25 protein-coding genes and 1 tRNA gene are annotated in these 24,145 nt (G+C 68.6%); 17 read left to right on the top strand and 9 right to left on the bottom strand.

Going from position 1 to position 24,145, the window contains the following annotated elements; genetic code table 11:
• Nucleotides 1-35: 35 nt before the first annotated feature.
• A complete protein-coding gene (locus CAL15_RS11715; protein ID WP_086081057.1) occupies nt 36-1,010 on the top strand; it encodes a P-type ATPase in 975 nt (324 codons plus the stop codon).
• A 2-nt stretch (nt 1,011-1,012) separates the two neighbouring features.
• Nucleotides 1,013-1,180, top strand: a complete 168-nt coding sequence (ccoS, locus tag CAL15_RS11710) for a cbb3-type cytochrome oxidase assembly protein CcoS (protein ID WP_086081056.1) — start codon at nt 1,013-1,015, stop codon at nt 1,178-1,180.
• A 24-nt stretch (nt 1,181-1,204) separates the two neighbouring features.
• Here ccoS and CAL15_RS11705 read toward each other — a convergent pair whose 3' ends face one another.
• Nucleotides 1,205-2,188, bottom strand: a complete 984-nt coding sequence (locus CAL15_RS11705) for a Bug family tripartite tricarboxylate transporter substrate binding protein (protein ID WP_086078748.1) — start codon at nt 2,186-2,188, stop codon at nt 1,205-1,207.
• 85 nt (nt 2,189-2,273) lie between these two features.
• A complete protein-coding gene (locus CAL15_RS11700) occupies nt 2,274-4,142 on the bottom strand; it encodes a putative bifunctional diguanylate cyclase/phosphodiesterase (RefSeq protein WP_086078747.1) in 1,869 nt (622 codons plus the stop codon).
• A 315-nt stretch (nt 4,143-4,457) separates the two neighbouring features.
• Between CAL15_RS11700 and CAL15_RS11695 the strand changes: the two genes are divergently transcribed.
• The 7 genes from CAL15_RS11695 (at nt 4,458) to otsA (ending at nt 11,494) form a co-directional block, all read left to right on the top strand.
• A complete protein-coding gene (locus tag CAL15_RS11695; protein WP_086078746.1) occupies nt 4,458-4,880 on the top strand; it encodes an HIT family protein in 423 nt (140 codons plus the stop codon).
• A 332-nt stretch (nt 4,881-5,212) separates the two neighbouring features.
• Nucleotides 5,213-6,124: a polyphosphate kinase 2 gene (ppk2, locus tag CAL15_RS11690; protein WP_086078745.1), complete on the top strand. Its 912-nt coding sequence runs from the start codon at nt 5,213-5,215 to the stop codon at nt 6,122-6,124.
• 93 nt (nt 6,125-6,217) lie between these two features.
• Complete coding sequence (locus CAL15_RS11685) at nt 6,218-6,856, top strand: diguanylate cyclase (RefSeq protein ID WP_086078744.1); 639 nt, start codon at nt 6,218-6,220, stop codon at nt 6,854-6,856.
• A 168-nt stretch (nt 6,857-7,024) separates the two neighbouring features.
• Nucleotides 7,025-7,342 (top strand): co-chaperone GroES, encoded by a 318-nt coding sequence (locus CAL15_RS11680; protein WP_086078743.1) that lies wholly within the window; start codon nt 7,025-7,027, stop codon nt 7,340-7,342.
• Nucleotides 7,343-7,365: 23 nt separating this feature from the next.
• Nucleotides 7,366-8,988, top strand: coding sequence for a chaperonin GroEL (gene groL / locus CAL15_RS11675; protein WP_086078742.1), 1,623 nt, complete (start codon nt 7,366-7,368; stop codon nt 8,986-8,988).
• A 191-nt stretch (nt 8,989-9,179) separates the two neighbouring features.
• On the top strand, nt 9,180-9,986 hold the full coding sequence (gene otsB / locus CAL15_RS11670; protein WP_086078741.1) for a trehalose-phosphatase: 807 nt from the start codon (nt 9,180-9,182) through the stop codon (nt 9,984-9,986).
• Nucleotides 9,987-10,066: 80 nt separating this feature from the next.
• Nucleotides 10,067-11,494 (top strand): alpha,alpha-trehalose-phosphate synthase (UDP-forming), encoded by a 1,428-nt coding sequence (gene otsA, locus CAL15_RS11665; protein WP_086078740.1) that lies wholly within the window; start codon nt 10,067-10,069, stop codon nt 11,492-11,494.
• A gap of 67 nt (nt 11,495-11,561) precedes the next feature.
• Here the strand turns inward: otsA and CAL15_RS11660 are convergent, their stop codons facing one another.
• The 3 genes from CAL15_RS11660 to CAL15_RS11650 all read right to left on the bottom strand — a co-directional run bounded on the left by CAL15_RS11660 (nt 11,562) and on the right by CAL15_RS11650 (nt 13,742).
• Nucleotides 11,562-12,608, bottom strand: a complete 1,047-nt coding sequence (locus tag CAL15_RS11660) for an NADP(H)-dependent aldo-keto reductase (RefSeq protein WP_086078739.1) — start codon at nt 12,606-12,608, stop codon at nt 11,562-11,564.
• A gap of 176 nt (nt 12,609-12,784) precedes the next feature.
• Entirely contained in the window at nt 12,785-13,264 is a 480-nt protein-coding gene (locus CAL15_RS11655; RefSeq protein ID WP_086078738.1) for a hypothetical protein, read from the bottom strand.
• Between the two features lie 226 nt (nt 13,265-13,490).
• Nucleotides 13,491-13,742: a hypothetical protein gene (locus CAL15_RS11650; protein ID WP_086078737.1), complete on the bottom strand. Its 252-nt coding sequence runs from the start codon at nt 13,740-13,742 to the stop codon at nt 13,491-13,493.
• 255 nt (nt 13,743-13,997) lie between these two features.
• Between CAL15_RS11650 and CAL15_RS11645 the strand changes: the two genes are divergently transcribed.
• The 3 genes from CAL15_RS11645 (at nt 13,998) to CAL15_RS11635 (ending at nt 15,609) form a co-directional block, all read left to right on the top strand.
• Nucleotides 13,998-14,324, top strand: a complete 327-nt coding sequence (locus CAL15_RS11645) for an ArsR/SmtB family transcription factor (RefSeq protein WP_086078736.1) — start codon at nt 13,998-14,000, stop codon at nt 14,322-14,324.
• Between the two features lie 51 nt (nt 14,325-14,375).
• Nucleotides 14,376-15,488, top strand: coding sequence for an alkene reductase (locus CAL15_RS11640; RefSeq protein ID WP_086078735.1), 1,113 nt, complete (start codon nt 14,376-14,378; stop codon nt 15,486-15,488).
• Nucleotides 15,489-15,532: 44 nt separating this feature from the next.
• A tRNA-Arg gene (locus tag CAL15_RS11635) sits at nt 15,533-15,609 on the top strand.
• A gap of 114 nt (nt 15,610-15,723) precedes the next feature.
• Here the strand turns inward: CAL15_RS11635 and CAL15_RS11630 are convergent.
• Together CAL15_RS11630 and CAL15_RS24400 are read right to left on the bottom strand one after the other, a co-directional pair.
• On the bottom strand, nt 15,724-16,152 hold the full coding sequence (locus tag CAL15_RS11630) for a VOC family protein (protein WP_086078734.1): 429 nt from the start codon (nt 16,150-16,152) through the stop codon (nt 15,724-15,726).
• A 111-nt stretch (nt 16,153-16,263) separates the two neighbouring features.
• Nucleotides 16,264-16,413, bottom strand: coding sequence for a hypothetical protein (locus tag CAL15_RS24400; protein WP_157666645.1), 150 nt, complete (start codon nt 16,411-16,413; stop codon nt 16,264-16,266).
• 255 nt (nt 16,414-16,668) lie between these two features.
• Between CAL15_RS24400 and CAL15_RS11625 the strand changes: the two genes are divergently transcribed.
• Genes CAL15_RS11625 through CAL15_RS11615 form a run of 3 tightly spaced genes read left to right on the top strand, consistent with a single transcriptional unit; the run spans nt 16,669 to nt 19,634 of the window.
• Nucleotides 16,669-17,622, top strand: coding sequence for a Bug family tripartite tricarboxylate transporter substrate binding protein (locus tag CAL15_RS11625; RefSeq protein WP_086078733.1), 954 nt, complete (start codon nt 16,669-16,671; stop codon nt 17,620-17,622).
• Between the two features lie 34 nt (nt 17,623-17,656).
• Entirely contained in the window at nt 17,657-18,145 is a 489-nt protein-coding gene (locus CAL15_RS11620; protein ID WP_232468188.1) for a tripartite tricarboxylate transporter TctB family protein, read from the top strand.
• 1 nt (nt 18,146) lies between these two features.
• Nucleotides 18,147-19,634 (top strand): tripartite tricarboxylate transporter permease, encoded by a 1,488-nt coding sequence (locus CAL15_RS11615; RefSeq protein ID WP_086078732.1) that lies wholly within the window; start codon nt 18,147-18,149, stop codon nt 19,632-19,634.
• Here the strand turns inward: CAL15_RS11615 and CAL15_RS11610 are convergent, their stop codons facing one another.
• Nucleotides 19,635-20,447 (bottom strand): AraC family transcriptional regulator, encoded by an 813-nt coding sequence (locus tag CAL15_RS11610; RefSeq protein WP_086081054.1) that lies wholly within the window; start codon nt 20,445-20,447, stop codon nt 19,635-19,637.
• A 183-nt stretch (nt 20,448-20,630) separates the two neighbouring features.
• On the opposite strand from CAL15_RS11610, the gene CAL15_RS11605 reads away from it, so the two are divergent.
• The gene (locus CAL15_RS11605) at nt 20,631-21,893 is read left to right on the top strand and encodes an MFS transporter (RefSeq protein ID WP_086078731.1); all 1,263 of its coding nucleotides are present in this window, start codon (nt 20,631-20,633) and stop codon (nt 21,891-21,893) included.
• A 32-nt stretch (nt 21,894-21,925) separates the two neighbouring features.
• On the opposite strand, the gene CAL15_RS11600 is transcribed toward CAL15_RS11605, so the two are convergent.
• Nucleotides 21,926-23,080 carry an aminotransferase class V-fold PLP-dependent enzyme gene (locus tag CAL15_RS11600; protein ID WP_086078730.1) on the bottom strand — a complete coding sequence of 385 codons (1,155 nt, stop codon included), beginning with the start codon at nt 23,078-23,080 and terminating at the stop codon, nt 21,926-21,928.
• Nucleotides 23,081-23,370: 290 nt separating this feature from the next.
• On the opposite strand from CAL15_RS11600, the gene CAL15_RS11595 reads away from it, so the two are divergent.
• Nucleotides 23,371-24,075 carry an STN domain-containing protein gene (locus CAL15_RS11595; protein ID WP_157666644.1) on the top strand — a complete coding sequence of 235 codons (705 nt, stop codon included), beginning with the start codon at nt 23,371-23,373 and terminating at the stop codon, nt 24,073-24,075.
• Nucleotides 24,076-24,145: the final 70 nt, after the last annotated feature.

Raw genomic sequence — 24,145 nt, 5'->3', positions numbered from 1 at the left:
GTCGCCGCGTTGCCGATGAGGCTACCTTGGCGGCCATGTCCGTCCATTCTTTATTCTCGATGCCGCCAGGCCTGGCGGCCGCGCAACGCCGCCAGCGGCGTCATGCGCTCGCCCGTCTGGCGGTGGCCTGGCTCGCCATGATGCAGGTGATGATGCTGGCGTGGCCCGGCTATCTGCGCCACGCCGACATGGGCGCCGAGGTGCTGGGTACGCTGGACTGGGCCATCGTGCTGATGAACTGGGCCAGCCTGGCGCTGACCGTGCCGGTAATGCTGTATTCGTCGTGGCCGATCTGGGGCGGCGCGCTGGCCAGCCTGCGGCGCGGCCGCGCCGGCATGGACGTGCCGGTGGCGCTGGGCATGCTGGCGGCCTTCGTGCCGAGCGCGTGGTCCACCTGGACGGGACAGGGCCCGGTGTACTTCGACTCGGTCACGATGTTCGCGGCATTCCTTCTTACGGCGCGCTATCTGGCTTTATGCGCCCGCCAATCGGCCGAGATGGGGACGGCGGCGGCATGGATCGAGTCGCGGCGGCCGGCGTTGGGCGCCTGGGCCGATCGCCTGGCGGGCCGCTTCACGGCGGCCCAGCTGGGTCTGGCGCTGCTGGTGGCGCTGGCGTGGGAAACCGGCGGCGGCGCGGGCGATACCTGGTCCGTCGTGGTGGCGATGCTGGTGGTCAGCTGCCCCTGCGCGATGGCGATGGCGGTGCCCACGGCCTTTGCTGCCGCGCATGCGGCCATCATCGCGCGGCCCGATATGACGGCCGCGCAGGTACGGAGCCTGGCCGGCTCCATGGCGCGCACCGCGCGCGCCAGCCTGTACGGTGCGCTGGCCTGGCACCTGCTGCTGACGCCGCTGGCCGCCCTGGGCTGGGTGGCCCCGCAGGTGGCCGCCGTCACCATGCTGGTGTCGTCGCTGGCGGTGGCCGGCGCGGCCTGGTGGCTGCATCGCCGGGCGGTGCAGGCTTCAGGCGAGACGCCGCCTTCCGCGGCCCCATCGGCAAGCGCGTGATGATGCCGATCCTCTACCTGCTGCTGCCTCTGTCGCTGCTCGTCGTGCTGGGAATAGGCGCGGCGCTGTGCTGGGCGGTGCTGACGGGCCAGTACGATTCCACCGACGAGGACGGGGCGTCGATCCTGCACGAGGAGGATGCGCAGGCGCCGTCCACGGGCGCGCGATAGGCACGCGCCCGCTCGACCGCGGGCTCAATCCACGGTGGCGCCCGACGCCTTCACGGCCTGGCCCCACTTCACGATGTCCTTGGCGATGAACGCCTGATACTCCTTCGGCGTCATCACCATAGGCTCCACGCCCAGATCGGCCAGCTGCTTTTTCACGTCGGGCGAGGCCAGGATGGCCTGCACTTCCTTATTCATGCGCTGCGTGATGGCGTCGGGAATGCCGGCCGGGCCCAGCACGCCGTACCAGGGCTGAGCGTCGAAGCCGGCGATGCCGCTCTCGGCCAGCGTGGGCACGTCGGGCAGGGCGGCCGAGCGCTGCGCGCCCGTCACCGCCAGCACCTTCAGGTTGCCTGCCTTCACCTGCTGCATGATGGGCAGCGGGTTCTCGAAGGCCAGCGGCACCTGGCCGCCCACCAGGTCGTTCAGCAGCGGACCCGAGCCCTTGTAGGGAATGTGCTGGATCTTCGTCTTGGCGGCCACGTTGAACATCTCGCCGATGATGTGCTGAGGCGTGCCCGAGCCGGCCGACCCGAAGCTCAGATCGCCCGTCTTGCCCTTGGCGATGATGTCGTCCAGCGAGCCGAGCCCCGACTTGGCATTGACCGCCACCACGAAACTGGTGCGCGCCAGCGGCGAGACCGCGGTGAAGTCTGCCTCGGGCTTGTAGTTCAGCTTGGTGTACAGCGTGCCTGCGATCACGATGGGACCGCTGGCGGCCAGCAGGAAGGTGTAGCCGTCGGGCTTGGACTTGGCAACCAGCGCCGTGCCGATGTTGCCGCCCGCGCCCGGCTTGTTCTCGACGATGACGGGCTGGCCCAGCCTGTCGTTGAGGCGGCTGGACAGCATGCGGGCCAGGATGTCGGTGGTGCCGCCGGGCGCGTAAGGCGAAACGAGCGTGATGGGCTTGTCGGGCCAGGCGGCTTCGGCGGCGTGTGCCCCGGCGGGCAGCACGGCCAGGCTGGCGGCGGCAAGCAGCGGCGCCAGCGCGCGGATGGGGCTCAGATTCATGGTTGTCTCCTGTGTGATTTGTGTGAGGTGACGATGCATGGCGGCGGCATCGCGGCCACGCATCCGGTCGGGCAGCCGCCGCGGCTCAGGCGTGCCGCGCCGTCGGCGGCGCTGCCACCAGCCCATACAGCTGGGCGAACTGCTGTGCCGGAACCGGCCGGCTGAACAGATAACCCTGGCCCTCGGAGCAGCCCGCGTGCTGCAGGGCATCGCGTTGCGCGCGGGTTTCCACGCCTTCGGCCACGGTATCCAGGTGGAAGGTGCGCGCCACGTCCAGCAGCGCGCGGATCACCGCGGCGTCGCGCTCGGACTCGAGCATGCCCTGCACGAAAGAGCGGTCGATCTTGATGCGGGTCAGCGGACAGCGCTTGAGCAGCGACAGCGACGCGTAGCCCGTGCCGAAATCGTCGAACGCGATGGACACGCCCCGGTCATGCAGGCGGCGCAGGATCTCGAGCACGGTCTCGTCGCGGTCCAGCGCGATGTTCTCGGTGATCTCCAGTTCCAGGGCCTGCGGCGGCAGGCCGTGACGGGCCAGGGCGCGCTTCACTTCTTCGGCCAGGTCGCCCACGCGGAACTGCGCGCCGAACAGATTGACGCCCATGCGGAAGTCGGGGGCGCCGTCGCCGCGCCAGCGCGCGGCCTGCGCGCAGGCCTCGTCCAGTACCCAGTTGCCTACCGTGGCCGCCAACGGACCGCCCTCCAGCGCGGGCAGGAAGGCCGCGGGCTCGAGCAGGCCGCGGCGCGGATGGCGCCAGCGTATCAGCGCTTCGGCGCCGACCAGGGCGCCGTCCGCCAGCCGCACCTGCGGCTGGTAGAACAGCACGAACTCCCCCTCGTTGACCGCGCGGTGCATTTCCATGCCATGCAGCCGCCTCGCGGTGGCCTCCATGCGCAGCGCGGGCACGAAGGCGAATGCCTGGCCGCGGCCCAGCGACTTGGCGCGCGCGAGCGCCAGGTCGGCATCCCCGATCAGTTCCAGCGCCTCTTGCGCCTGCAACGGCGCGACGGCCACGCCGCAACTGGTGGCCACCACATTGACCTCGTGGCCGCCGGCGATGATGGGCACTGCCACCGCCGAGATGGCCGCCTGCGCCAGCGCCATGGCCGCGTCGGGCGCGTCCATGCCGGGCAGCAGCAGCGCGAACTCGTCGCTGCCCAGCCGGGCCGCGGTCGCGCCAGGTCCGGCCAGCGCCTGCAGGCGGCGGCCCACTTCGCGCAGCAGCGCGTCGCCCACCGCGTTGCCCAGCGTGTCGTTGATGTCCTTGAACCCGTCCAGGTCGAACATCAGCACGGCGGCCGAGTTCGGTTCGGCCAGTGTTTGTTCGACGCGGCGGTAGAAGCAGGCGCGATTGGCCAGGCCCGTCAGCGGGTCGGTATGGGCCAGCCGCCGCAGCTCGTCCTCTTCATCGCGACGCGCGCCGAGGTTCTGCGGATGCGCGTTTTGCCCGGCCGATATCTCGATGCGCCGCAGTTCCAGGCGATCGGCGGCCATGCGCGCCAACTCGCGCAGCCGCGCCTGGTCTTCCTCGGAGAAATCGTGGTGCGGCCGGTGGTCCATCACGCAAAGCGCGCCCAGCGCATGGCCGGAGGGCGACAGCAGCGGCGCGCCCGCGTAGAAACGCACGTTGGCCGAGCCGGTGACCATAGGGTTGTCGTGAAAGCGCTCGTCCTGCCTGGCATCGGGCACCACCATCACCGCATCCTGGTTGATGGCGTGCGCACAGAACGACAAATCGCGCCGCGGGTCCGCGAGACTGGCGCCCACGCTGGCCGCGAAGAGCACATGGTCGCTGCCGATGAAATTGACCGCCGCCACCGGCATGCCGAACATGCGCGCGGCGATCTGCGCGACCGGTTCGAGACCGGGCGGCGGACGATCGCCGCCGAGACCGTACTCGGCCAATGCCTGGAGTCGTGCGCCTTCTGTTGCCGGAATCTCGGGACATCTCATCGAAGACCTCCGTGGCGCATGCCACCGTGGCGACGGAAAGATCGGGCGCCGGCCGAGCGGCTTGCTGCCTGCCGCGGGCAAGGTACGCCTGATAGTTATAACGTCCGGTAACACTCAGCAGTGGGTACGTCGGTGCCGGCAGCAAGCGTCATGCCCACCCGGTGCACCGGCCGCCCGCCCGCGCCTGGCGCGGCGCGGCGATTGGCTCCTGGCATTCACACCCGGGCCGCCTGTGGCGCGCCCCGCGCTTGATACTATCTGGCATCTCGCGGCGCCTCAAGCCTGCATCCGGGCGCCCATTCACAAGGAGGAGTCATGTCCGGCTACGACGACAGCAATATCTTCGCCAAGATCCTGCGCGGCGAGATCCCATGCCACAAGGTCTACGAGGACGATTCCACGCTGGCCTTCATGGACATCATGCCGCGCACCGACGGCCACACGCTGGTGATCCCCAAGACGCCGGCCCGCAACCTGTTCGACATCGCGCCAGAGGCGCTGTCCGACCTGATCGTGAAGACGCAGCGCATCGCCATCGCGGCGCGCGACGCGATGCGGGCCGACGGCCTGACGCTGCAGCAGTTCTCCGAGCCGGCGGGCGGGCAGGTGGTGTTCCACATCCACTTCCACATCCTGCCGCGCTTCGAGGGCGTGGCCCTGCGGCCGCATACCGGCGAGATGGCCAAGCCCGACGTGCTGGCCGAACAGGCCGCCCGCATCCGCGCGCAGCTGGGCTGAAGCCGGCGCGTGAGCCGCGGCAAGTCGCCGACACGGGCGCCGACGGCGTGATCGGCCCGACGGCATGGTACAAGTGGCCGATAAAAGCGCGCCGTCCGCGCATCAGAGCTAAGGCCTGGGTCTGCAGCCGCCTTGCCGGCCAGGGCTTGTCGGGCCGTGACGGGCCGGCGTGGCGAGATGCCCGCCGGCCGTTTCACAGAGATGTCATCCCGCCGACATAAATTGTGCGCACGCTTCACGCCGCCGGCGGCCGGACAGTCCGGTCCCGGCCGGTATCTGCCGCGCCCGGGGCCTGCGCGCCCGCCCTGGCCTCCACTTGCCTGACGACCATCATGAACGATCGCGACAACCTCTCCGAACAGACCCGCCGCCTTTACGCCGAAATGATCGACAGCCTCGACGAAGAGCTGGAGATGGAACTGGACGACGACCGTCTGGACGAGATGCTCGAGGACGGCGTGTCGTCCGGCGACGTCGACCGCCGCGTGTACTTCCGTGAACTGCTGCGCCTGCAGGGCGAGCTGGTGAAGCTGCAGGACTGGGTGGTGCACAAGAAGCTGAAGATCGTGGTGCTGTTCGAGGGGCGCGACGCCGCCGGCAAGGGCGGCGCCATCAAGCGCATCACGCAACGGCTGAATCCTCGCGTGTGCCGCGTGGCCGCGCTGCCCGCGCCCAACGACCGCGAGCGCACGCAGTGGTATTTCCAGCGCTATGTGTCGCACCTGCCGGCCGGCGGCGAGATGGTGCTGTTCGACCGCAGCTGGTACAACCGCGCCGGCGTCGAGCGCGTCATGGGCTTTTGCACGCCGGACGAATACGAAGAGTTCTTCCGCAGCGTCACCGAGTTCGAGAAGATGCTGGTGCGCTCGGGCATCATCCTCATCAAGTACTGGTTCTCGATCAGCGACGAAGAACAGAACCGCCGCTTCCTGGCGCGCGTGCACGACCCGCTGAAGCAGTGGAAGCTCTCGCCCATGGACCTGGAGTCGCGCCGCCGCTGGGAGGCTTACACCAAGGCCAAGGAAGTGATGATGGAGCGCTCGCACATCCCCGAGGCGCGCTGGTGGATCGTGGAAGGCGTGGACAAGAAGCGCGCCCGCCTGAACTGCATGCATCACCTGCTGGCGCAGGTGCCGTACGGCGACGTCGAGCATCCCGAGATCATCCTGCCCGAGCGCGAGCATCACCCCGACTACAGCCGCCAGCCGCTGCCGGCCGAGATGTTCGTGCCGTCGGTGTACTGACCGCGCCGCACCCGATGGCCGCCGCGCGCGGCTTGTCATGGACTGCCGGTTCGCTCTATGTTTCGGACATCGCTGTAGCGAATCGGAGGTTCCATGCAGATTCTCGACACGATATGCGCGCAGGTCCAGGCAATGCGCATGCCGCTGTACGCGGTGACGGCGGCGGCCGCGGCGCGCGCCGGCACGCCGGTGCTGCTGATCCTGCACTGGCACGGCTTTCGCCGCCGCACGCCGCTGACCCTGCCGGGGCAGACCATTGCGCCGCGGGCGGTGGCCGGCTCGGCCATGCAGCTCAGCCAGCGGTGGGCGTCATTCGATGAACTGGAGGGGGCGCTGGTCGACGCGGCTTGGCAGTTGGGCGCCTGGGACGTCGAGCGCCTGGTGCAGCGGCCCTGGCGCCGCCTGGGGGCGCCCGCCAGCGAGGCGCTGGCCTGCCACCGGGCATTCGGGGCCTATCCCGACGCGTCCGACGAAGAGGGCGTCGTGATGGACGCTCCGGACCGCGACGATCTGCTCGAACTGGCCGCCCGGCGCGGCTACGTGCGCTGGCTGTTCCGGCCGCGCAAGGCGGGCCTGTGGCAGTCGCTGGACGACGAGGATGCCACCCTTGGCCCCGGCGGCGGACGCGCCCTGCCGTGCCCCGTCCCACGGCGCGCCTTCGACGGCCGCATGCCCAGCCGCGTGGTGTACCGGCTGGGGCACGGCGCGCGCCTCGTCTTGCGCGATACATAAAGATACATTGTCGTGCGCCGCAGGCCTCTTGAAGGCGCCGCGCGCCGCCCATAAAAAGCTCTGCGCGATCGACTGCATCGCATCCCGGTGCGCCGCGCGGCCGCCTTGTGCCGGCCGCCGCGCGCCCGATTCCCCTTTCGGTTATCTGCCACTCGTAGGAGATTGATCATGAAGATTCGTCCCCTTCACGACCGGGTCATCGTCAAGCGAATCGAACAGCAGCGCAAGACGGCCTCCGGCATCGTGATTCCCGATTCCGCCGCCGAAAAGCCCGAGCAGGGCGAGGTGATGGCCGTCGGTGACGGCAAGCTGCTGCAGGACGGCAGCGTGCGCGCGCTGCAGGTCAAGGTCGGCGACCAGGTCATCTTCGGCAAGTATGCCGGCCAGGTCGTCAAGGTCGACGGCGACGAGTTGCTGGTCATGCGCGAAGAGGACATCTTCGGCGTGGTCGAGTCCGGCCGCGACGAGCTGAAGAAAGCCGCCTGAATCCATCCCGCAAGGAGCCCAACATGAGTGCGAAAGACGTCAAGTTCCATGACGGCGCCCGCGCGCGCATCGTCAAGGGAGTCAACATCCTGGCCGACGCGGTGAAGGTCACCCTCGGCCCCAAGGGCCGCAACGTGCTGCTGGAACGCAGCTTTGGCGCGCCCACCATCACCAAGGACGGCGTGTCGGTGGCCAAGGAGATCGAACTGAAGGACAAGTTCGAGAACATGGGCGCTCAGATCGTCAAGCAGGTGGCGTCCAAGACCGCCGACGTGGCGGGCGACGGCACCACCACCGCCACGGTGCTCGCGCAGTCCATCGTGCAGGAAGGCATGAAGTACGTGGCCTCCGGCATGAACCCGATGGACCTCAAGCGCGGCATCGACCAGGCCACCGCCGCGGTGATCGAGGAACTGCGCAAGCTCTCCAAGCCCATTTCAACGCGCAAGGAAACGGCCCAGGTGGCGGCGCTGTCGGCCAATGCCGACGAGGCCGTCGGCAAGATCATCGCCGACGCCATGGAGAAGGTTGGCCGGGACGGCGTCATCACGGTCGAGGACGGCAAGTCGCTGGACAACGAACTGGACGTGGTCGAGGGCATGCAGTTCGACCGCGGCTATCTCAGCCCGTACTTCATCAACGATCCGGAAAAGCAGGTGGCCTATCTGGACGACGCGCTGTTGCTGCTGCATGACAAGAAGATCAGCAACATCCGCGACCTGCTGCCCGTGCTGGAATCCGCCGCCAAGGCCGGCAAGCCGCTCTTGATCGTGGCCGAAGACGTCGAGGGCGAGGCGCTGGCCACCCTGGTGGTCAATGCCATGCGCGGCGTGCTCAAGGTGGCCGCCGTCAAGGCGCCGGGCTTCGGCGACCGCCGCAAGGCCATGCTCGAGGACATCGCCATCCTGACCGGCGCCACCCTCATCTCCGAAGAGACCGGCAAGCAGCTCGACAAGGCGACGCTGGAAGATCTGGGCAGCGCCAAGCGCATCGAGGTCCAGAAGGAAAACACCATCATCATCGGCGGCTCGGGCGAGCAGTCGCGCATCCAGGCGCGCGTCAAGGCCATCCAGGCCCAGATCGACCAGGCCACCAGCGACTACGACCGCGAGAAGCTGCAGGAACGCGTGGCCAAGCTGGCCGGCGGCGTGGCGGTGATCAAGGTCGGCGCGGCCACCGAGGTCGAGATGAAAGAGAAGAAGGACCGCGTCGACGATGCGCTGCACGCGACGCGCGCGGCGGTCGAGGAAGGCATCGTGCCCGGCGGCGGCGTGGCGCTGCTGCGCGCGCGCGCGGGCATCTCCGGCCTGAAGGGCGCCAATGCCGACCAGGATGCCGGCATCAAGATCGTGCTGCGAGCGCTGGAGGCGCCGCTGCGCGCCATCGTGGCCAATGCCGGCGACGAGCCGTCGGTGGTGGTCGGCAAGGTGATGGCCGGCAAGGGCAACTTCGGCTACAACGCGGCGACCGGCGACTATGGCGACCTGGTGGAGCTGGGCGTGGTGGATCCCACGAAGGTGACCCGCACGGCCCTGCAGAACGCCGCCTCGATCGCCGGCCTTATCCTGACCACGGATGCGACCGTGGCCGAACTGCCCAAGGAGGAGAAGGCCCCGGCCGCGGCCCCCGCGGACATGGACTTCTGATCGGCCTGCGTCACGCCATGGCCCGCCTGCCCCGCGGCGGGCGGGCCAGGGGAAAAGAAACGCCTCGATACGTCTGGTTGGCTCGCGCGCCGGGCGGGCGCGCTACCCTGAAGTCAGCAGGAAGCTGCCGGCTCGCCGCGCCCGCGGCATGCGCGCCGGTGGGCGGCGGCTTCCTCAGATATGGAGCCGACATGCAGTCATCGCAGTCTCGTCCCGAGGCGCTTGCGGCCGGCGGCCAGGTTTCCGACGGAAGCCCCGAACCGCCGCCGCTGGATCCGGCACGGCATGCGCTGTTCCTCGACGTGGACGGCACGCTGGCCGAGATCTGTCCCGAGCCTTCCCAGGTCGCGGTCCCGCCTGCGACCGTGGCCGCACTTGCCGCGCTGCAGCGTGCCCTGGACGGCGCGCTGGCCATTCTTTCCGGCCGCAGCGGCGCCGCCATCGACCTGCTGCTGCAGCCGCTGCGGCTGCCGTATGGCGCCAATCACGGCGCCGAATTCCGCCGAGCCGACGGGCAGGCGCGACGGCTGGAGCCTTCGGCCGCGCTGCCCGGAATCGTCGCCGCCCTGCGGCAGCGCGCCGCCGGCTGGCCGGGCGTGCTGGTCGAATCCAAGCCGCTGGGCGTGGCCGTGCACTATCGCATGGCGCCGCCGCGCGAACGCGACGTCCACGACTTGGTTCACGAGGTGGCCGCCGCGCATGACGGCCAGTTCGACGTGCTGACCGGCAAGATGGTCTATGAACTGAAGCCGCACGGCGTGGACAAGGGACGCGCGTTGCGTGAGTTCATGCGCGCTGCGCCCTTCGCCGGACGCGTGCCCGTCATGGCGGGCGACGATCTGACCGACGAATCGGCCTTCGCCGCGGCGCAAGAAGCGGGCGGTTTCGGCATCAAGATCGGACCCGGCGACAGCATCGCGCCCTGGCGCCTGTCCGGGCCGCCCGAGCTGGCGCGCTGGCTGCAGGCACTGCGTGCCAAGGCAGGTGCCATCCAGTGACGCAGGCATGCCGCATGCGGGGGTTTTGGCAAGGCGCTACATGCCTTACATCCAATAGAACAATCCAACAGGAGCCCATCATGAGCAGACTGATCGTCGTATCCAATCGCGTGACCCAGGCCTCGGCAGGCAAGGCCACCGGAGGCCTTGCGGTCGGGGTGCACGACGCGCTGCAAGGGTCGGGCGGCATGTGGCTGGGGTGGAATGGCGAGGTGTCGTCCGACGACAATCCCAACCCGCCTTCAGCCAGCGCCACGCACGACGGCATCGACTACTGCACCTTCCCGCTGACGCACCGCGACTACGATCGCTACTACCGGGGCTTCTCCAACGCGACGCTTTGGCCGGCGTTCCATTACCGGGCCGACATCAGCCGCTATCGCCGCGAAGACTACGAAGGCTACCTGCAGGTCAATCGCGACTTCGCGCGGCGCCTGGCGCCGATGCTCAAGCCCGACGACGTCATCTGGGTGCACGACTATCACCTGCTGGCGTTCGGCCGCTACTGCCGCGACATGGGCATCACGAATCGCATCGGCTTCTTCCTGCACATTCCCTTTCCCGCGGCCGAGGTCTTCCGCACCGTGCCGCCGCACCGCGAGCTGGCGCAGGCGATGTGCGCCTACGACCTGCTCGGCTTCCAGACGCAGGCCGACGAACATGCCTTCACCGACTATTGCGTGCGCTTCCTGAACGCCAGCCGCGAGGACCATGGCATGTCCGTGGAGGGCCGGCAGGTGCGCACGGGCGCCTATCCCATCGGCATCGATCCCGACGACGTGGCGCGCATGTCGCGCGCCAATCGCACGCGTCAGGTGGTTGCGTTGAAGTCGGGTCTGGCCGACCGCAAGCTCATCATCAGCGTGGACCGCCTGGACTACAGCAAGGGCATCGTCGAACGCTTCAACGCGTTCGAGCGATTGCTGGAGCACGGCCCTGGCCATCGCGGCTCGGTGTCCTTCGTGCAGATCGCGCCCACGTCGCGATCGGATGTGCTGGGTTATCGCGAGATCCGCCGCGACCTGGAGCGCAGCGCCGGGCGCATCAACGGCAAGTGGGGCGAACTGGCGTGGACGCCGCTGCGCTACATGAATCGCTCATACGAGCGGTCGGTGCTGATGCCGCTGATGCGCGCTTCGCAGGTCGGGCTGGTGACCCCGCTGCGCGACGGCATGAACCTGGTGGCCAAGGAGTATGTGGCGGCCCAGCCGCCCGAGGATCCCGGCGTGCTGGTGCTGTCCGAGTTCGCCGGCGCGGCGTGCGAGATGAAAGAGGGCGCGCTGCTGGTGAATCCCTACGACGTCGAGGGCATGGCCCTGACGCTGGACCGCGCGCTGCGCATGCCGCTGGCGGAAAGGGCGCAGCGCCACGAAGTGCTGATGCGCCGCCTGCGCGCCTACGACCTGGCGCAGTGGCGCGACAGCTTCCTGGCCGATCTGCGCAATGCTGGACAGCATGGGGCGCCGGGAGGAAGGCCGGCGCTGGAGTTGCAGGCGGTGGGGTTGTAGCGGGGGGTACGGCATCGGGTGTGAAGGCCGCCACTCGCGGCCGTCTTTCACGTCTACCGGCAGCGTATCAAGGCGCCGGATTCGGATGCCGCTGATGGATGGCCTCGATGCCCGCCAGTACGTCTTCATCCAGCGTCACCGCCACGCTGTCGATGTTCTCCTTCAGTTGTTCCAGCGTGGTGGCGCCGATCAGGTTGCTGGTGACGAACGGGCACTGGTTGATCCACGCCAGCGCCATCTGCGCCGGCGACAGGCCATGCTCGCGCGCCAGCGCCACGTAGTGGCGCGTGGCCGCGTCGGCCTGCGGATTGCTGTAGCGGGTGAAGCGCGTGAACAGGGTCAGGCGCGCCTTCTCGGGGCGCGCGCCGTCAAGATACTTGCCCGCCAGCACGCCCATGGCGAGTGGCGAATAGGCCAGCAGGCCCACCTGTTCGCGATGCGCGAACTCGGCCAGGCCGATCTCGTAGATGCGGTTCAACAGGCTGTACGGATTCTGGATGGACGCCACGCGAGGCAGGCCGGCCTCGGCATGCTTGAGGAACTGGCCCAGCCCCCACGGCGTCTCGTTCGATACGCCCACGTGGCGCACCTTGCCGGCGCGCACGAAGTCCTGCAGCACCTCCAGCGTCTCGGCGATGGGCACCGTGTGGTCGTCGTCCACCCACGGATAGGCCAGCTGGCCGAACGTGTTGGTGGTGCGATCGGGCCAATGCAGCTGGTACAGGTCCAGGTAATCCGTCTGCAGGCGCTTCAGGCTGGCATCCAGCGCGGCCGTCAGGTTCTTGCGGTCGAGAAAGGTCTTGCCATCGCGGATGTGGCCGGGCCGCTTGGGATCGCGCGCGGGGCCGGCCACCTTGCTGGCCAGCACGATGTCTTTGCGGCGGCCGCTCTTGGCCAGCCACGTGCCGATATAGGCTTCGGTGCGCCCCTGCGTCTCGGCCTTGGGCGGCACGGGGTACATCTCGGCCGCGTCGATCAGATTCACGCCGTGCTCCAGCGCGTAGTCCAGCTGCGCGTGAGCCTCGGCTTCGGTGTTCTGTTCGCCCCAGGTCATGGTGCCCAGGCCGATCAGGCTGACTTCGAGATCGGTACGGCCAAGTTTGCGATATTTCAATGGAGTACTCCGGCTGATGGTTGGGCACGGGCGCAGCGGCAGCTGCGCTTGCCCGGCATCCGCGATGGTACTCCCGTGGTCGCAAACCTACCGCGGTGGCGGCGCGGCGGCCGGCCGCGGGTCGAACGCATCGCTGCTTGGCCGGCGATGCGCATGCGCTTACAGACGTGTCGCCGCTAGGCCGCCATCTGCCGGCGCTGCCGCGCGCTTTCGAAGCCTTCGTCCAGGCCGATGTTCTGCACGCCGGGCACGGAGAAGCGCCGCAGCGTGATCGGCACAAGCGTATCGACGAATTCCATCGGCGGATTGGCGTGTGCGAAGCGGTAGGCCTGCGTGGGCAGCAGGCAATCCACCGAGCCCCAGCCCGCGCCGGCACAGGCGGATTGCATCTGGGCAGGAGGTTGGTATTCGTCCGTCGCGTACTTGTCCACCGCGAGGTGCATGCGGTCGTCCGCGTAGTGGTCGCGCAGCAGGTCGAGCTTGGTCGGGACGATGGAGGCAGCATCGACCAGCGGCGTGACGGCCTTCACCTCGTGGAGCGCGTGGTGCGCGTATACAGGCTGGACGGCTTCCGCCAGCTGCGCCTGCGCAATGCGGCGCACCGAATGCGTGGCACGGACGTAGGGGCTTTCAAGCGCGGCGATCGGGGACAGCACGGTGACCTCCCTGTGATGAATGAGGCGACGACTGGGGCTTGGCCGCCATGTCGTAGCGCGGTTCATGTGCGTCGAGTCGTTTGTGGAAGCCTACGCGGCTGGGCGAACGCCGGGGCGACAAATCCCGTCGATTCGAAAGCGACGGAAACACCGCTTTTTCGGCGACGCTGAGACAGGCTCCGGGACGAATCTACGGGTTGGTAGACAGCGCGTCAATCAGCATGGATCAGTTGCTGTTGATCCAGTCCTGTGTATCCCGGATGAACCAGGGAAGATTCAACCTTTCTCCCTCGCCCGACTGTATGGTCAGCCGCTGGCCGGAGGAATCGGCGTCGCTGTTCGCGTTTCGCGCCGCGGGGGCAGGCCGGCTCCGATAGTCGAGATCGGTTTGCCGAGGCGGGCTATCCGCGCAGGCAGTGATCGACGCGCATGCGATCACGGCAAGAATGGGCCGCAGTGGTGGAGGAAACGCGGTCATGTTGCTCTGGCTCCTGCTGGCGGCACAGGCCGAAGTGCCGGGAAATCAAGGCTTGAACTTACCTTACTCGCAAGACGAGGCTCCGTCAGCCGTTCACACGTTTCCAAGTTTCGTTAGCGGCTTTTGTGGAGCATGAGCTTCGCGCCGGCCATTGCAGCCGGAACTGCGCAGAGAGAATCGGCGACTTCTGATGGGCACGCGATTGAAATATCGACAAATATCGATCTATAATTCGAAAAACGCCGATCTATCGATATGAGCACGCCTACCCCTCCGTCCGCGCCCGACATCGACCCCGACAGCATCCTCAAAGCCCTCGCACACCCCGCGCGCCGCGAGATGCTGAACTGGTTGAAAGAGCCCGAGCAGCACTTCGCCGGCCAGCAGCATCCGCTGTCGCTGGGCGTGTGCGCCAGCATGTTCGAGCGTTGTGGCCTGTCGCAGTCCACGGTGTCCACCCACCTTGCCATCCTGCAGCGCGCCCGGCTCGTCACGGCGCGCCGGGTGGGGCAGTGGGTGTTCTACCAGCGCGACGAGGCCGTCATCGCGGCGTTCCTGGCGCGGCTTGGCCGAGATCTCTGATTTTTCCTGGCGCGGGCCTGCCGCGCCGTTCCTGTCTACACGAGGTAAGCAATGCCCACGCTATTCGAACCGACGACCGCCGGCGACCTGCAACTGGCCAACCGCATCGTCATGGCGCCGCTGACGCGCAACCGTTCGCCGCGCGCCGTGCCGCAGCCCATTACCGCCACCTACTACGCGCAGCGCGCCACGGCCGGCCTGCTGATCACCGAAGCCACCGCCATCTCGCACCAGGGTCAGGGCTATGCCGACGTGCCCGGCCTGTACTCCGAAGAGCAACTGGCGGGCTGGCAGCGCGTGACGGACGCCGTGCATGCGGTCGGCGGCAAGATCGTGGTGCAGATGTGGCACGTGGGCCGCATTTCGCACACCTCGCTGCAGCCCAATGACGGCGCGCCGGTGGCGCCGTCGGCCATCCGCGCCAAGGCCAAGACCTATCTGGTCAATCCCGATGGCACCGGCGGCATGGTCGATACTTCCGAGCCCCGCGCGCTTCGCCTGGACGAGCTGCCCGGCATCGTCGAGGACTACCGCAAGGCGGCCCGCGCGGCCATCCGGGCCGGCTTCGACGGCGTCGAGGTGCACGCGGCCAACGGCTACCTGATCGACCAGTTCCTGCGCTCGGGATCGAACCATCGCACCGATGCCTACGGCGGCTCGATCGAGAATCGCGCCCGGCTGCTGGTCGAGGTGATGGACGCCGTCACGGCGGAAGTGGGCGCGCGCCGCGTCGGTATCCGCATCTCGCCCGTGACCCCGGCCAACGACGCCAGCGACGACCAGCCGCAGCCGCTGTTCGACTACGTGGTGCAGAAGCTGGCCAAGTACGACCTGGCCTATGTGCACGTGATCGAGGGCGCCACCGGCGGCCCGCGCGATTACCAGCAGGGCGCCGCGCCGTTCGACTATGCCGCGCTGAAGGCTTCGTATCGGGCCGCTGGCGGCAAGGGCGCCTGGATGACCAACAACGGCTACGACCGCAAGCTGGCCGAGAAGGCCGTGGCAAGCGGCGAGGCCGACCTGGTCGCCTTCGGCAAGCCCTTCATCTCGAACCCCGACCTGGTGCGCCGCCTGCAAGAGGACGCGCCGCTGAACGAAGGCGACAAGTCCACCTACTACGGCGGCGGCGAACGGGGCTACACCGACTACCCCGCCCTGGCCTGACGGCCGCGGCGTGCGTTTGCGGATTCTGCTATACTTTCGCTTCTGCGCCCGTAGCTCAGCTGGATAGAGTACTTGGCTACGAACCAAGGGGTCAGGAGTTCGAATCTCTTCGGGCGCGCCAGAATTTGCGGTAGAGCGATATACACAGCGGCAATACACACTGCCGCGGCACACGCAGCAGTTTAAAAAAGCGGTTTGAAGGCCATGCCTTCAAACCGCTTTTTCTTTGTGCTGCCTAGAACGTGATGTGCACCGACGGCACACTGCGCTTGGCCGGACCGTGGAACACGGCCTCGACGTTGTTGCCGTCCGGGTCCAGCACGAACGCGGCGTAATAGCTGGGGTGGTAATCGCGCAGGCCGGGTGCGCCATTGTCGGTGCCCCCGTTGGCGAGCGCCGCCTCGTAGAAGGCCTGCACCATGGCCTGGTCGCGCGCCTGGAAGGCGAGGTGCGTGGGGCCGTTGGTCTTGCCCTGCGCGGCCGGACTGTCCGCGGCCGAAATCACCAGTTCATCGGCCCAGAAAAAGCCCTGGTCAGATCCGCCCACCGGAATCTGCAAGGCATCGAGCACGGCTTGATAGAACTTGCGGCTGGCGTCGAAGTCGCGCACCACCAGTTGCAGGTGGTCGATCAGGCGACCCCTGTGCAGTTCGTTGATCTCCATCGGGCACCTCCGTTTGCATGGATTCAGCTGCTGGTCAGCTGGCAGCCTAGCGTACCCCAGAAGCGCGATCTGCGACCGTCGTCCGGGTGCAGCGCCCGGCAGCCGCCCGCGTCACCCGAACAGCCAGTTCAGCCCCGTGCCTGCCGCCACGAGCAGGCAGGCTATGCCCAGCAGCATCAGCAAGGTCTGGCCGTTTTCGTTCTGTGGTTGCTGCCCGGTGACGGGGTAGTCGGAAGCGTCGCTTTGCGAGCGGTCGTTCATCTCAGCTCCTCATCGTTATCGAATGGTGAAAACCCCTTAAGAAACCACCTGGACGCCGCAGGCGTCAAGGCGGAAAAACGGGTTCCTTGTCAAGGATTGTGATGACGCCACGTCCAGCAGCCGCGCGGATTTCATGGCGTGGGCGCGCAAACTTGCTAGCATCTGCCCTGAGCGCCTGCATCACCCATACATAAGCGACAGGCCGGCCCGCAGGACGCACCGATGCAAGGTGCCGGCCCGACGAGGAGACAACGCATGCTACGTATCACGCGAGTTCTGGCTACTCTTGCAATCGCCGCCGCGCCGCTGGCGGCGTGGGCCGCCCCTGCCAAGGTCATGGCGCCGGGCGGGCCCGGAGGCGGGTACGACGCGGCCGCGCGCGTGCCGATGCAGACCATGCAAGAGGCCGGCATCTTCACGGACGGCTTCCAGGTCACGAACAAGGGCGGGGCGGGCGGCACCATCGGCCTGGCCGAGTTCATCAACACCAGCAAGAAGGACGACAACGCCATCATGTCGATGGGCGCCATCCTGGTGGGCGGCATCATCCTGAACAAGTCGCCGGTCAGCCTGGACAGCACCACTCCGCTGGTGCGGCTGATGGACGATGCGGACGTGCTGGCCGTGCCGATGAACTCCCCGATCAAGACCGTGGACGACGTGCTGAAGGCGCTGCGCGAGAATCCCGGTGCGCTGGCCATCGGCGGCGGTTCGGTCGGCGGCGTCGACCACGTGGCGGCGGCGCTGATCGCCAAGGCGGCCGGCGTGCCGCCCACGAAGATCAACTACATCCCCTATCCCAGCGGCGCCGAGCTGGTGCCGCTCCTGGTCAGCGGGCAGATCAAGCTGGCGCTGTCGGGCTATTCCGAGTTCAAGCCCTATGCGCAGCAGAAGCGCCTGCGCATCATCGCCGTCACGTCTGACAAGCGCCTGCCGGGGCTGGACGCGCCCACGCTGAAAGAGTCCGGCGTCGACGTGGTCATCGGCAACTGGCGCGGCATCATCGGATCGCCCGGCATGAGCGCCGAGGGCCGCGCCATGTGGCTCGACCGCTTCAAGAAGCTGCACGATTCGCCGCAGTGGAAGAAGGCCATGGCCGATCGCGAATGGACCGATGCCTATCTGGCGGGCGACGACTTCGCCAAGTTCCTCGCCGACGAGAAAGTGCGGCAGGAGCAGGTGCTGAAAGATCTGGGCCTGGTGAAGTAAGGCCGGCACGGCCGTCCACAAGGAGACCGATGCCATGTCCGAACCGATGCAACGCCGCCGTCCGTGGTGGCTGGGCCTGGCCGTGATCGCGATAGGCGCGGTCTGGCTGCAGCAGGGCCGCGCGCTGCCCGAGATGGGCGGCTATGCCGGGGTGGGGCCCGGCGCTTTCGTGCAGATCGTGGGCCTGGCGCTGATCGCGCTGGGGCTGGTGCTGGTGGCGCAGATCGCGCGCGGCATGTCCTTCGAGCCCCAGGAGGCCGAGGACGCGCAGGCCGACGCGCGTCCCTCCAGGCGAGCCCTGGCCTATGCGGCGGCGGGCGCCGCGATGCCCATGCTGACCATGGCGACGTTGGGCTTTCCGCTGACGGCGATGCTGTCCTTTGCCCTGGTCACGCATGCGTTCGGCTCGCGGCGCCTGCTGATGGATTGCGCCATCGGCCTGGCCCTGGGCCTGGCGTGCTGGTTCGGCTTCGGCAAGCTGGGCGTGACCCTGGGCGGCGCGCTGCCGCTGGCGGGGGTGTGACGTGGACGCCTTCGATTCGCTGATGGCGGGCTTCGGCGTGGCGCTGCAGCCGGTCAATCTGATGTGGGCATTCCTGGGCTCGATACTGGGCACGGCCATCGGCGTGCTGCCCGGCATCGGGCCGGCGTTGACCATTGCGCTGCTGCTGCCGGTAACCGTGCAGGTCGCGCCCACCTCGGCCTTCATCATGTTCGCCGGCGTGCTGTACGGCGCCATGTACGGCGGCTCCACGACGTCCATCCTGCTCAACACGCCCGGTGAAAGCGGTTCGATGATGACCGCGCTGGAAGGCAACAGGATGGCGCGCGCCGGACGCGGCGCGGCGGCCCTGGCCACGGCGGCCATCGGCTCCTTCGTGGCCGGCACGCTGTCCACGCTGGCGCTCACGTTCCTGGCGCCCGCCATCGCCGAGCTGGCCTTCGTGTTCACGCCGGCCGACTACTTCGCGCTGATGCTGCTGTCCTTCACGTCGGTGTCGGTGGTGCTGGGCACGTCGCGCATACGCGGCTTCATCTCCCTGTTCCTGGGGCTGGCGCTGGGCGTGGTCGGCATCGACGGACCCACGGGGCAGGCGCGGCTGGCGTTCGGCTCGCCGGACCTGCTGGATGGCATCGACATCACCGTGGTGCTGGTGTCGCTGTTCGCCGTGGGCGAGATCCTGTACGTGGCCAGCCGCTACAGCAGCGCGCCGCCGGCCATCAATCCGCTGGCGGGCGGCACCTGGCTGACGCGCCAGGACGTGAAGCGCTCGTGGAAGCCGTGGCTGCGCGGCACGGTGCTGGGATTTCCCATCGGCGCGCTGCCGGCCGGCGGCACCGAGGTGCCCACGTTCCTGTCGTATACGGTCGAGCGGCGGCTGTCGCGCCACAAGGAAGAGTTCGGCAAAGGCGCGATCGAGGGAGTGGCCGGCCCCGAGGCCGCGAACAATGCGGCCGCGGCCGGCATCCTGGTGCCGCTGCTGACGCTGGGCCTGCCGACCTCGGCCACCGCCGCGGTGCTGCTTGCGGCTTTCGAGGGCTATGGCCTGCAGCCCGGGCCGTTCCTGTTCATCAACAGCGCCGATCTGGTGTGGGGCCTCATCGCGTCGCTCTATGTGGGCAACCTGATGCTGCTGGTGCTGAACCTGCCGCTGGTGGGACTGTGGGTGCGGCTGCTGCTGGTGCCGCGACCGTATCTGTATGCCGGCATCCTGGTGTTCGCGATGGTGGGCATCTGGGGTGTGGGTACGTCGTGGATGGACCTGGCGCTGATGTTCGTCATCGGACTGGCCGGCTATGTGATGCGGGTGTACGACTTTCCGATCGCGCCGGTGCTGATCGGCCTGATACTGGGCCCCGCGGCCGAGACGCAGCTGCGGCGCGCGCTGTCCATCGGCGAGGGCAGTCCGGCGATCCTGGTGTCCACGCCCTTGTCGATCTGCCTGCTGGTGCTGACCATCGCGGTACTGTTCCTGCCGGGATTGCTGCGCCGGCTGCGGGCACGCGCGTAGCTACCGCGCTGCCTGCCCCGCCATGTACTGTTGCGGGGCCGAGCCCAGCGCCTTGCGGAACATCGCCGTGAATGCGCTGGGACTGCGATATCCCAGCTCGGCGGCCACACGGGCCACGGGCTGGCCCATGGCCAGCCGGTGCAGCGCGTCGGCCAGACGCACCTGCTGCACCCATTGCCGATAGTTCAGGCCCAGCTCGGCCTGGAACAGGCGTATCAGCGTGCGGCCGCTGGCGCCCACTTCGTCTCCCCAGTCTTCCACGCGCCGATTCAGGCTGGGCTGCGCCAGGATGGCGCCGCATATGGCCTGCAGCCGCCGGTCCTTCGGCCACGGAATCTGGATCGGCACGACCGGCGCGTGCCGCAGTTCGGCGAGCAGCAGCGCGGCGATCTGGCTGGCGCGGCTTTGCGGCGCATAGGCGATCGGCTCCGCGACCAGCGCGAGGATCAGTTCGCGCAGCAGGGCCGGCACTTCGATCACGTGGCAGCGGTCCCATAATGCGCGCGCGGCGTCGGCCTGCACGTACAGCGTGCGCATAGACACCGCGTCCAGCATCTCGACGCTGTGCAGTATGCCGGGCGGCACCCACAGCGCGCGCAGCGGCGGCAGCATCCAGAGCCCGTCGGGCGTGGTGACGCGCATCGCGCCGGCCACCGCGTAAATGAGCTGGCCACGCGGATGCGTGTGCGCGCCCGTCGTGGCGCTGGGCACGAATTCCTTGGCCATGGCGGTGACGGCCTGCGGCAGGTCTTGATAGTCGGCCGCGTCGCGGCTGCGTGCAGGATCGGGAGGGAGCAGAGCAGGGCGGGGCATGGGTGCTGGCGCGGCGTCCACGGACAGGCGATACAGCATGTCATTTTAGCGACGAAAGTTGGCACTTCCCCGAGCTTCGGTCTTCCTACACTGGTCGCTTCCTTGCGCGCTCGCGCACGCGCTTTCCTTCGCGCACGCGAGCAAGTGCGGGCCTCTCGCGACCCTTTTTCCATCCGTCATGCCATGACCGCTCAACAAGCCTCCGTCGCCACGCCGCCGCCGTCCTCCGCCACCTCGTTCAAAGTGCTGGGCGCCATCAGCGTCGCGCACATGATGAACGACATGATCCAGTCGATCCTGCTGGCCATCTATCCCATGCTGAAGGACTCGTTCCAGCTGAGTTTTGGCGAGATCGGGCTGATCACGCTGGCCTACCAGATCGCGGCCTCGCTGCTGCAGCCCGTCGTCGGCGCGTATACCGATCGCCGGCCCACCACGTATTCGCTGCCGGTGGGTATGGGCTTCACGCTGGTGGGCCTGGTGATGCTGGCGTATGCGCCGTCGCTGCCGTACCTGCTGGCGGCGGCGGTGCTGGTGGGCACGGGCTCGTCGGTGTTCCACCCCGAGTCGTCGCGCGTGGCGCGCATGGCGTCGGGCGGCCGCCATGGGCTGGCGCAGTCGCTGTTCCAGGTGGGCGGCAACGTCGGTTCGGCCCTGGGGCCGTTGCTGGCGGCGCTGGTCATCATTCCGCACGGGCAGGGCAGCGTGGCGTGGTTTTCGCTGGCCGCGCTGTTCGGCATCATCGTGCTGGTGGGCATCGGCCGCTGGTACGGAGCCAATCGCGCGCTGCTCAAGCCCAGGAAACGCGCCGCGGGCGAGGGCGTCGAGCTGACCCGCGGCCGCGTGCTGGGCGCGCTGGCGGTGCTGGGCGTGCTTATTTTCTCGAAGTACTTCTACCTCGCCAGCCTGAACAGCTATTTCACGTTCTACCTCATCGACAAGTTCGAGCTGTCGGTGCGCAGCGCGCAGCTGTATCTCTTCCTGTTCCTGGCCGCGGTGGCGGTGGGCACGGTGGCGGGCGGTCCCATCGGCGACCGGGTGGGACGCAAGATCGTGATCTGGGCATCGATACTGGGCGTGGCGCCGTTCGCGCTGCTGCTGCCCCATGCCAATCTGTTCTGGACCGCGGTGCTGGTGCTGGTGATCGGCGTGGTGCTGGCTTCGGCGTTCTCCGCCATCGTGGTGTATGCGCAGGAGTTGGTGCCGGGCAGGGTGGGCATGATCGCCGGGCTGTTCTTCGGGCTGGCGTTCGGCATGGGCGGCCTGGGCGCCGCGGCGCTTGGGCATCTGGCCGACGTCACCAGTATCACCTACGTGTACCAGGTATGCGCCTACCTGCCGCTGCTGGGCGTGGTGGCGGTGTTGTTGCCGGATGTGGAGAAGCGCAAGGCGCCGCCCGCGCAGGGCGGCGGACCGCTGCCCACGCAGGCGGCGGGCTCGCGCTGATTGCGGCCGCCTTGCGCGGGGGCGCAGCTTCGTCAGGTCAGCTCGCGCACTCGCGCCAGCAAGGCGTCCAGCTCGTCCTCGGTGTTGTAGAAGTGGGGCGAGACGCGGATGCAGCCTTCGCGGTCCGACGTGACGATACCCGCGTCCAGCAGATGCTGGCGGCACTGCGCGGATGTGCCGCGCGGCGGCACGAAGGACACGATGCCGGCATCGAACGCGCCGCGGTCGGGGCCGCCCCGCAGTTGGCAGCCGGCGCGCAGCAGGCCTTCGGAAAGATGGGCGTTCAGGCGTCGCACGCGCGCCGCGGCGCCTTGTGCGTGCGCCTCGCGCAGCAGGCGCAGGCTGGCCGAGGCGCCGGCAATCAGGTGAAAGGGCAGGATGCCCGTTTCCAGGCGCGCCGCGCCGGGCAAGGGATCCAGCCTGTGGTCGAAGTATGAATCGCCCAGCCTCACGCTGCGCGGCCCGGCAGCCGACAGTTGCAGGCGGTCGCGCAGCGTATCGGCCAGGTACAGCCAGCCTATGCCCTGCGGACCCAGCAGCCATTTGTAGCTGTGCGTGGCCAGCGCATCGACGGGCAGCGCGGACACGTCCACGTCGATCGCGCCGACGGCCTGGATGGCGTCGACAGCCAGCAGGATGCCGCGTTGGCGGCACGCCGTGCCCAACGCCATCAGGTCCAGCACGCAGCCGCTGCTGAACTGCACCCATGAGGCGCACACCAGGCGTGTGCGCGGCGTGCAGGCTTGCAGCAGGCGTTGCGCGTCCACGCGCCCGTCCTCGCACGGCACGCGCAGCACGCGCACGCCGTGGCGCTGCAAGGTCATCCACGGCAGCACGGCCGATGGGAAATCGATGGCGGGCACCACGACCTCGTCGCCTTCCCGCCAGCTCAGGCCGGCGGCCAGCATGCTGAGGCCGCCCGAGGTGTTGGGGGTGTAGGCGATCTGGTCCGCGCGGGCGCCGATGTAGTCAGCGAATTCGCCGCGGCATGTCTCGGCCAGTTCGTGCAGGCCGGCATGTTCCAGCGAGCCGCGGCGCGACTGCGCCTGCAATCTCGCGGCGATGGCCTGCACGGTGCGGGCCGGCATGGGCCCCAGGCTGGCGTGGTCCAGATAGACCAGGTCCTGGGTGATGGGGAATTCGGTGCGCCAGCGGGCGAGGTCGAAAGAGGCGGGGGCGGTGTCCATGGCTCACGTTTACCGCGAAGCGGCGGGGCGGAGCAAGGCGGGGGGCCGCGGCGCTCGTGCGCAGTCGCGTCATGTGGCTGTAACTTTTTGGTCATGGGTCGTCCGTACCATGCGGGGGCTTTCCTTCCCGGCCGCCCGCGCGGCTCTTCCGGCGCACCCCCTATGAACAGACTGCGTATCCTGCCCGCCGAGCCTTTCCGCGTGTCGTGCACGTGCGTGCGGCCGCGCTGATCGCGATGGCGGGAATGGGATTGGCCTGGGGCGCGGTACACGGCGCGTGGGCGGCGCGGATGCCAGTTGGCGCAGAGCCCGCTACGGTCGCGCCAGGCGCCGGGGCGCCGGCCGTCGAACCGCCGGCTGTCGGGTCGCCAGCCGGCGCGGCTTTCTCCCGCGCGGCCACACCGTCGACACCGGCCGCTGACGATGCCTCCGGGACGCAGGTCTACGAGCTGCCCGCCGCCGCGCTGCACGAAGCCTTGCAGCGCTACAGCGAACTGACCGGCCGCTCGGTCATCTATGAAGCCGACATGGCGGCACAGCGCCGCTCGGCGCCGGTGCGCGGCCGCATGAGCGCCGACGATGCGTTGCGTGGCCTGCTGTCCGGGTCGGGCGTGCGCATCGGATACGCCACAGGCCAGGTGTATACCTTGCTGCCCGATCCGCCGGCTGCCGCGGCACGGTCCTCCGCGGCCATCGACGAGCCTGCCCGCCAGCAGTACTACGGCCGGCTGCAGGCGCGCGTGCTGCGCGCCCTGTGCGCCGATCCGCTGCTGCAGACGGGTACGTACCGCGTGGCGCTGCGTTTCCGCATCGACGGCAGGCCGTCCATCGACCGGCTCCGCGTGGCGGCGATCGGCCGGCCCGAACTCGAACCGCGCATCATCGCCGCGCTCAGCGGCCTGCCCGTGCTGGGGCCGCCGCCCGGCCTGGGCCAGCCCATCACCATGCTGCTGAGTCCCGAGGCGGGCCAGGCGGGCGACGGATGCAAGCCATGAATCTCCGGCACTGCCTTCAAGGCGCGCGCGGCCGCGCGGCGGACCGGCATCGCAAGGGACGGGCGCACCC

This window comes from Bordetella genomosp. 13, from assembly GCF_002119665.1.
Taxonomy (GTDB): Bacteria; Pseudomonadota; Gammaproteobacteria; order Burkholderiales; family Burkholderiaceae_B; genus Bordetella.
This window is presented reverse-complemented; position numbering and strand designations above follow the sequence as displayed.

What these genes read in the sequence shown, in the direction of transcription:
- otsA (WP_086078740.1), top strand. Translation starts at nt 10,067, where the DNA reads ATGAGCAGACTGATCGTCGTATCCAATCGCGTGACCCAGGCCTCGGCA.
- otsB (WP_086078741.1), top strand. Translation starts at nt 9,180, where the DNA reads ATGCAGTCATCGCAGTCTCGTCCCGAGGCGCTTGCGGCCGGCGGCCAG.
- CAL15_RS11715 (WP_086081057.1), top strand. Translation starts at nt 36, where the DNA reads ATGTCCGTCCATTCTTTATTCTCGATGCCGCCAGGCCTGGCGGCCGCG.
- CAL15_RS24400 (WP_157666645.1), bottom strand. Translation starts at nt 16,413, where the DNA reads ATGAACGACCGCTCGCAAAGCGACGCTTCCGACTACCCCGTCACCGGG.
- ppk2 (WP_086078745.1), top strand. Translation starts at nt 5,213, where the DNA reads ATGAACGATCGCGACAACCTCTCCGAACAGACCCGCCGCCTTTACGCC.
- CAL15_RS11650 (WP_086078737.1), bottom strand. Translation starts at nt 13,742, where the DNA reads ATGACCGCGTTTCCTCCACCACTGCGGCCCATTCTTGCCGTGATCGCA.
- CAL15_RS11640 (WP_086078735.1), top strand. Translation starts at nt 14,376, where the DNA reads ATGCCCACGCTATTCGAACCGACGACCGCCGGCGACCTGCAACTGGCC.
- ccoS (WP_086081056.1), top strand. Translation starts at nt 1,013, where the DNA reads ATGCCGATCCTCTACCTGCTGCTGCCTCTGTCGCTGCTCGTCGTGCTG.
- groL (WP_086078742.1), top strand. Translation starts at nt 7,366, where the DNA reads ATGAGTGCGAAAGACGTCAAGTTCCATGACGGCGCCCGCGCGCGCATC.
- CAL15_RS11680 (WP_086078743.1), top strand. Translation starts at nt 7,025, where the DNA reads ATGAAGATTCGTCCCCTTCACGACCGGGTCATCGTCAAGCGAATCGAA.
- CAL15_RS11695 (WP_086078746.1), top strand. Translation starts at nt 4,458, where the DNA reads ATGTCCGGCTACGACGACAGCAATATCTTCGCCAAGATCCTGCGCGGC.
- CAL15_RS11620 (WP_232468188.1), top strand. Translation starts at nt 17,657, where the DNA reads ATGTCCGAACCGATGCAACGCCGCCGTCCGTGGTGGCTGGGCCTGGCC.
- CAL15_RS11595 (WP_157666644.1), top strand. Translation starts at nt 23,371, where the DNA reads ATGCCAGTTGGCGCAGAGCCCGCTACGGTCGCGCCAGGCGCCGGGGCG.
- CAL15_RS11705 (WP_086078748.1), bottom strand. Translation starts at nt 2,188, where the DNA reads ATGAATCTGAGCCCCATCCGCGCGCTGGCGCCGCTGCTTGCCGCCGCC.
- CAL15_RS11685 (WP_086078744.1), top strand. Translation starts at nt 6,218, where the DNA reads ATGCAGATTCTCGACACGATATGCGCGCAGGTCCAGGCAATGCGCATG.
- CAL15_RS11630 (WP_086078734.1), bottom strand. Translation starts at nt 16,152, where the DNA reads ATGGAGATCAACGAACTGCACAGGGGTCGCCTGATCGACCACCTGCAA.
- CAL15_RS11645 (WP_086078736.1), top strand. Translation starts at nt 13,998, where the DNA reads ATGAGCACGCCTACCCCTCCGTCCGCGCCCGACATCGACCCCGACAGC.
- CAL15_RS11610 (WP_086081054.1), bottom strand. Translation starts at nt 20,447, where the DNA reads ATGCCCCGCCCTGCTCTGCTCCCTCCCGATCCTGCACGCAGCCGCGAC.
- CAL15_RS11700 (WP_086078747.1), bottom strand. Translation starts at nt 4,142, where the DNA reads ATGAGATGTCCCGAGATTCCGGCAACAGAAGGCGCACGACTCCAGGCA.
- CAL15_RS11605 (WP_086078731.1), top strand. Translation starts at nt 20,631, where the DNA reads ATGACCGCTCAACAAGCCTCCGTCGCCACGCCGCCGCCGTCCTCCGCC.
- CAL15_RS11600 (WP_086078730.1), bottom strand. Translation starts at nt 23,080, where the DNA reads ATGGACACCGCCCCCGCCTCTTTCGACCTCGCCCGCTGGCGCACCGAA.
- CAL15_RS11625 (WP_086078733.1), top strand. Translation starts at nt 16,669, where the DNA reads ATGCTACGTATCACGCGAGTTCTGGCTACTCTTGCAATCGCCGCCGCG.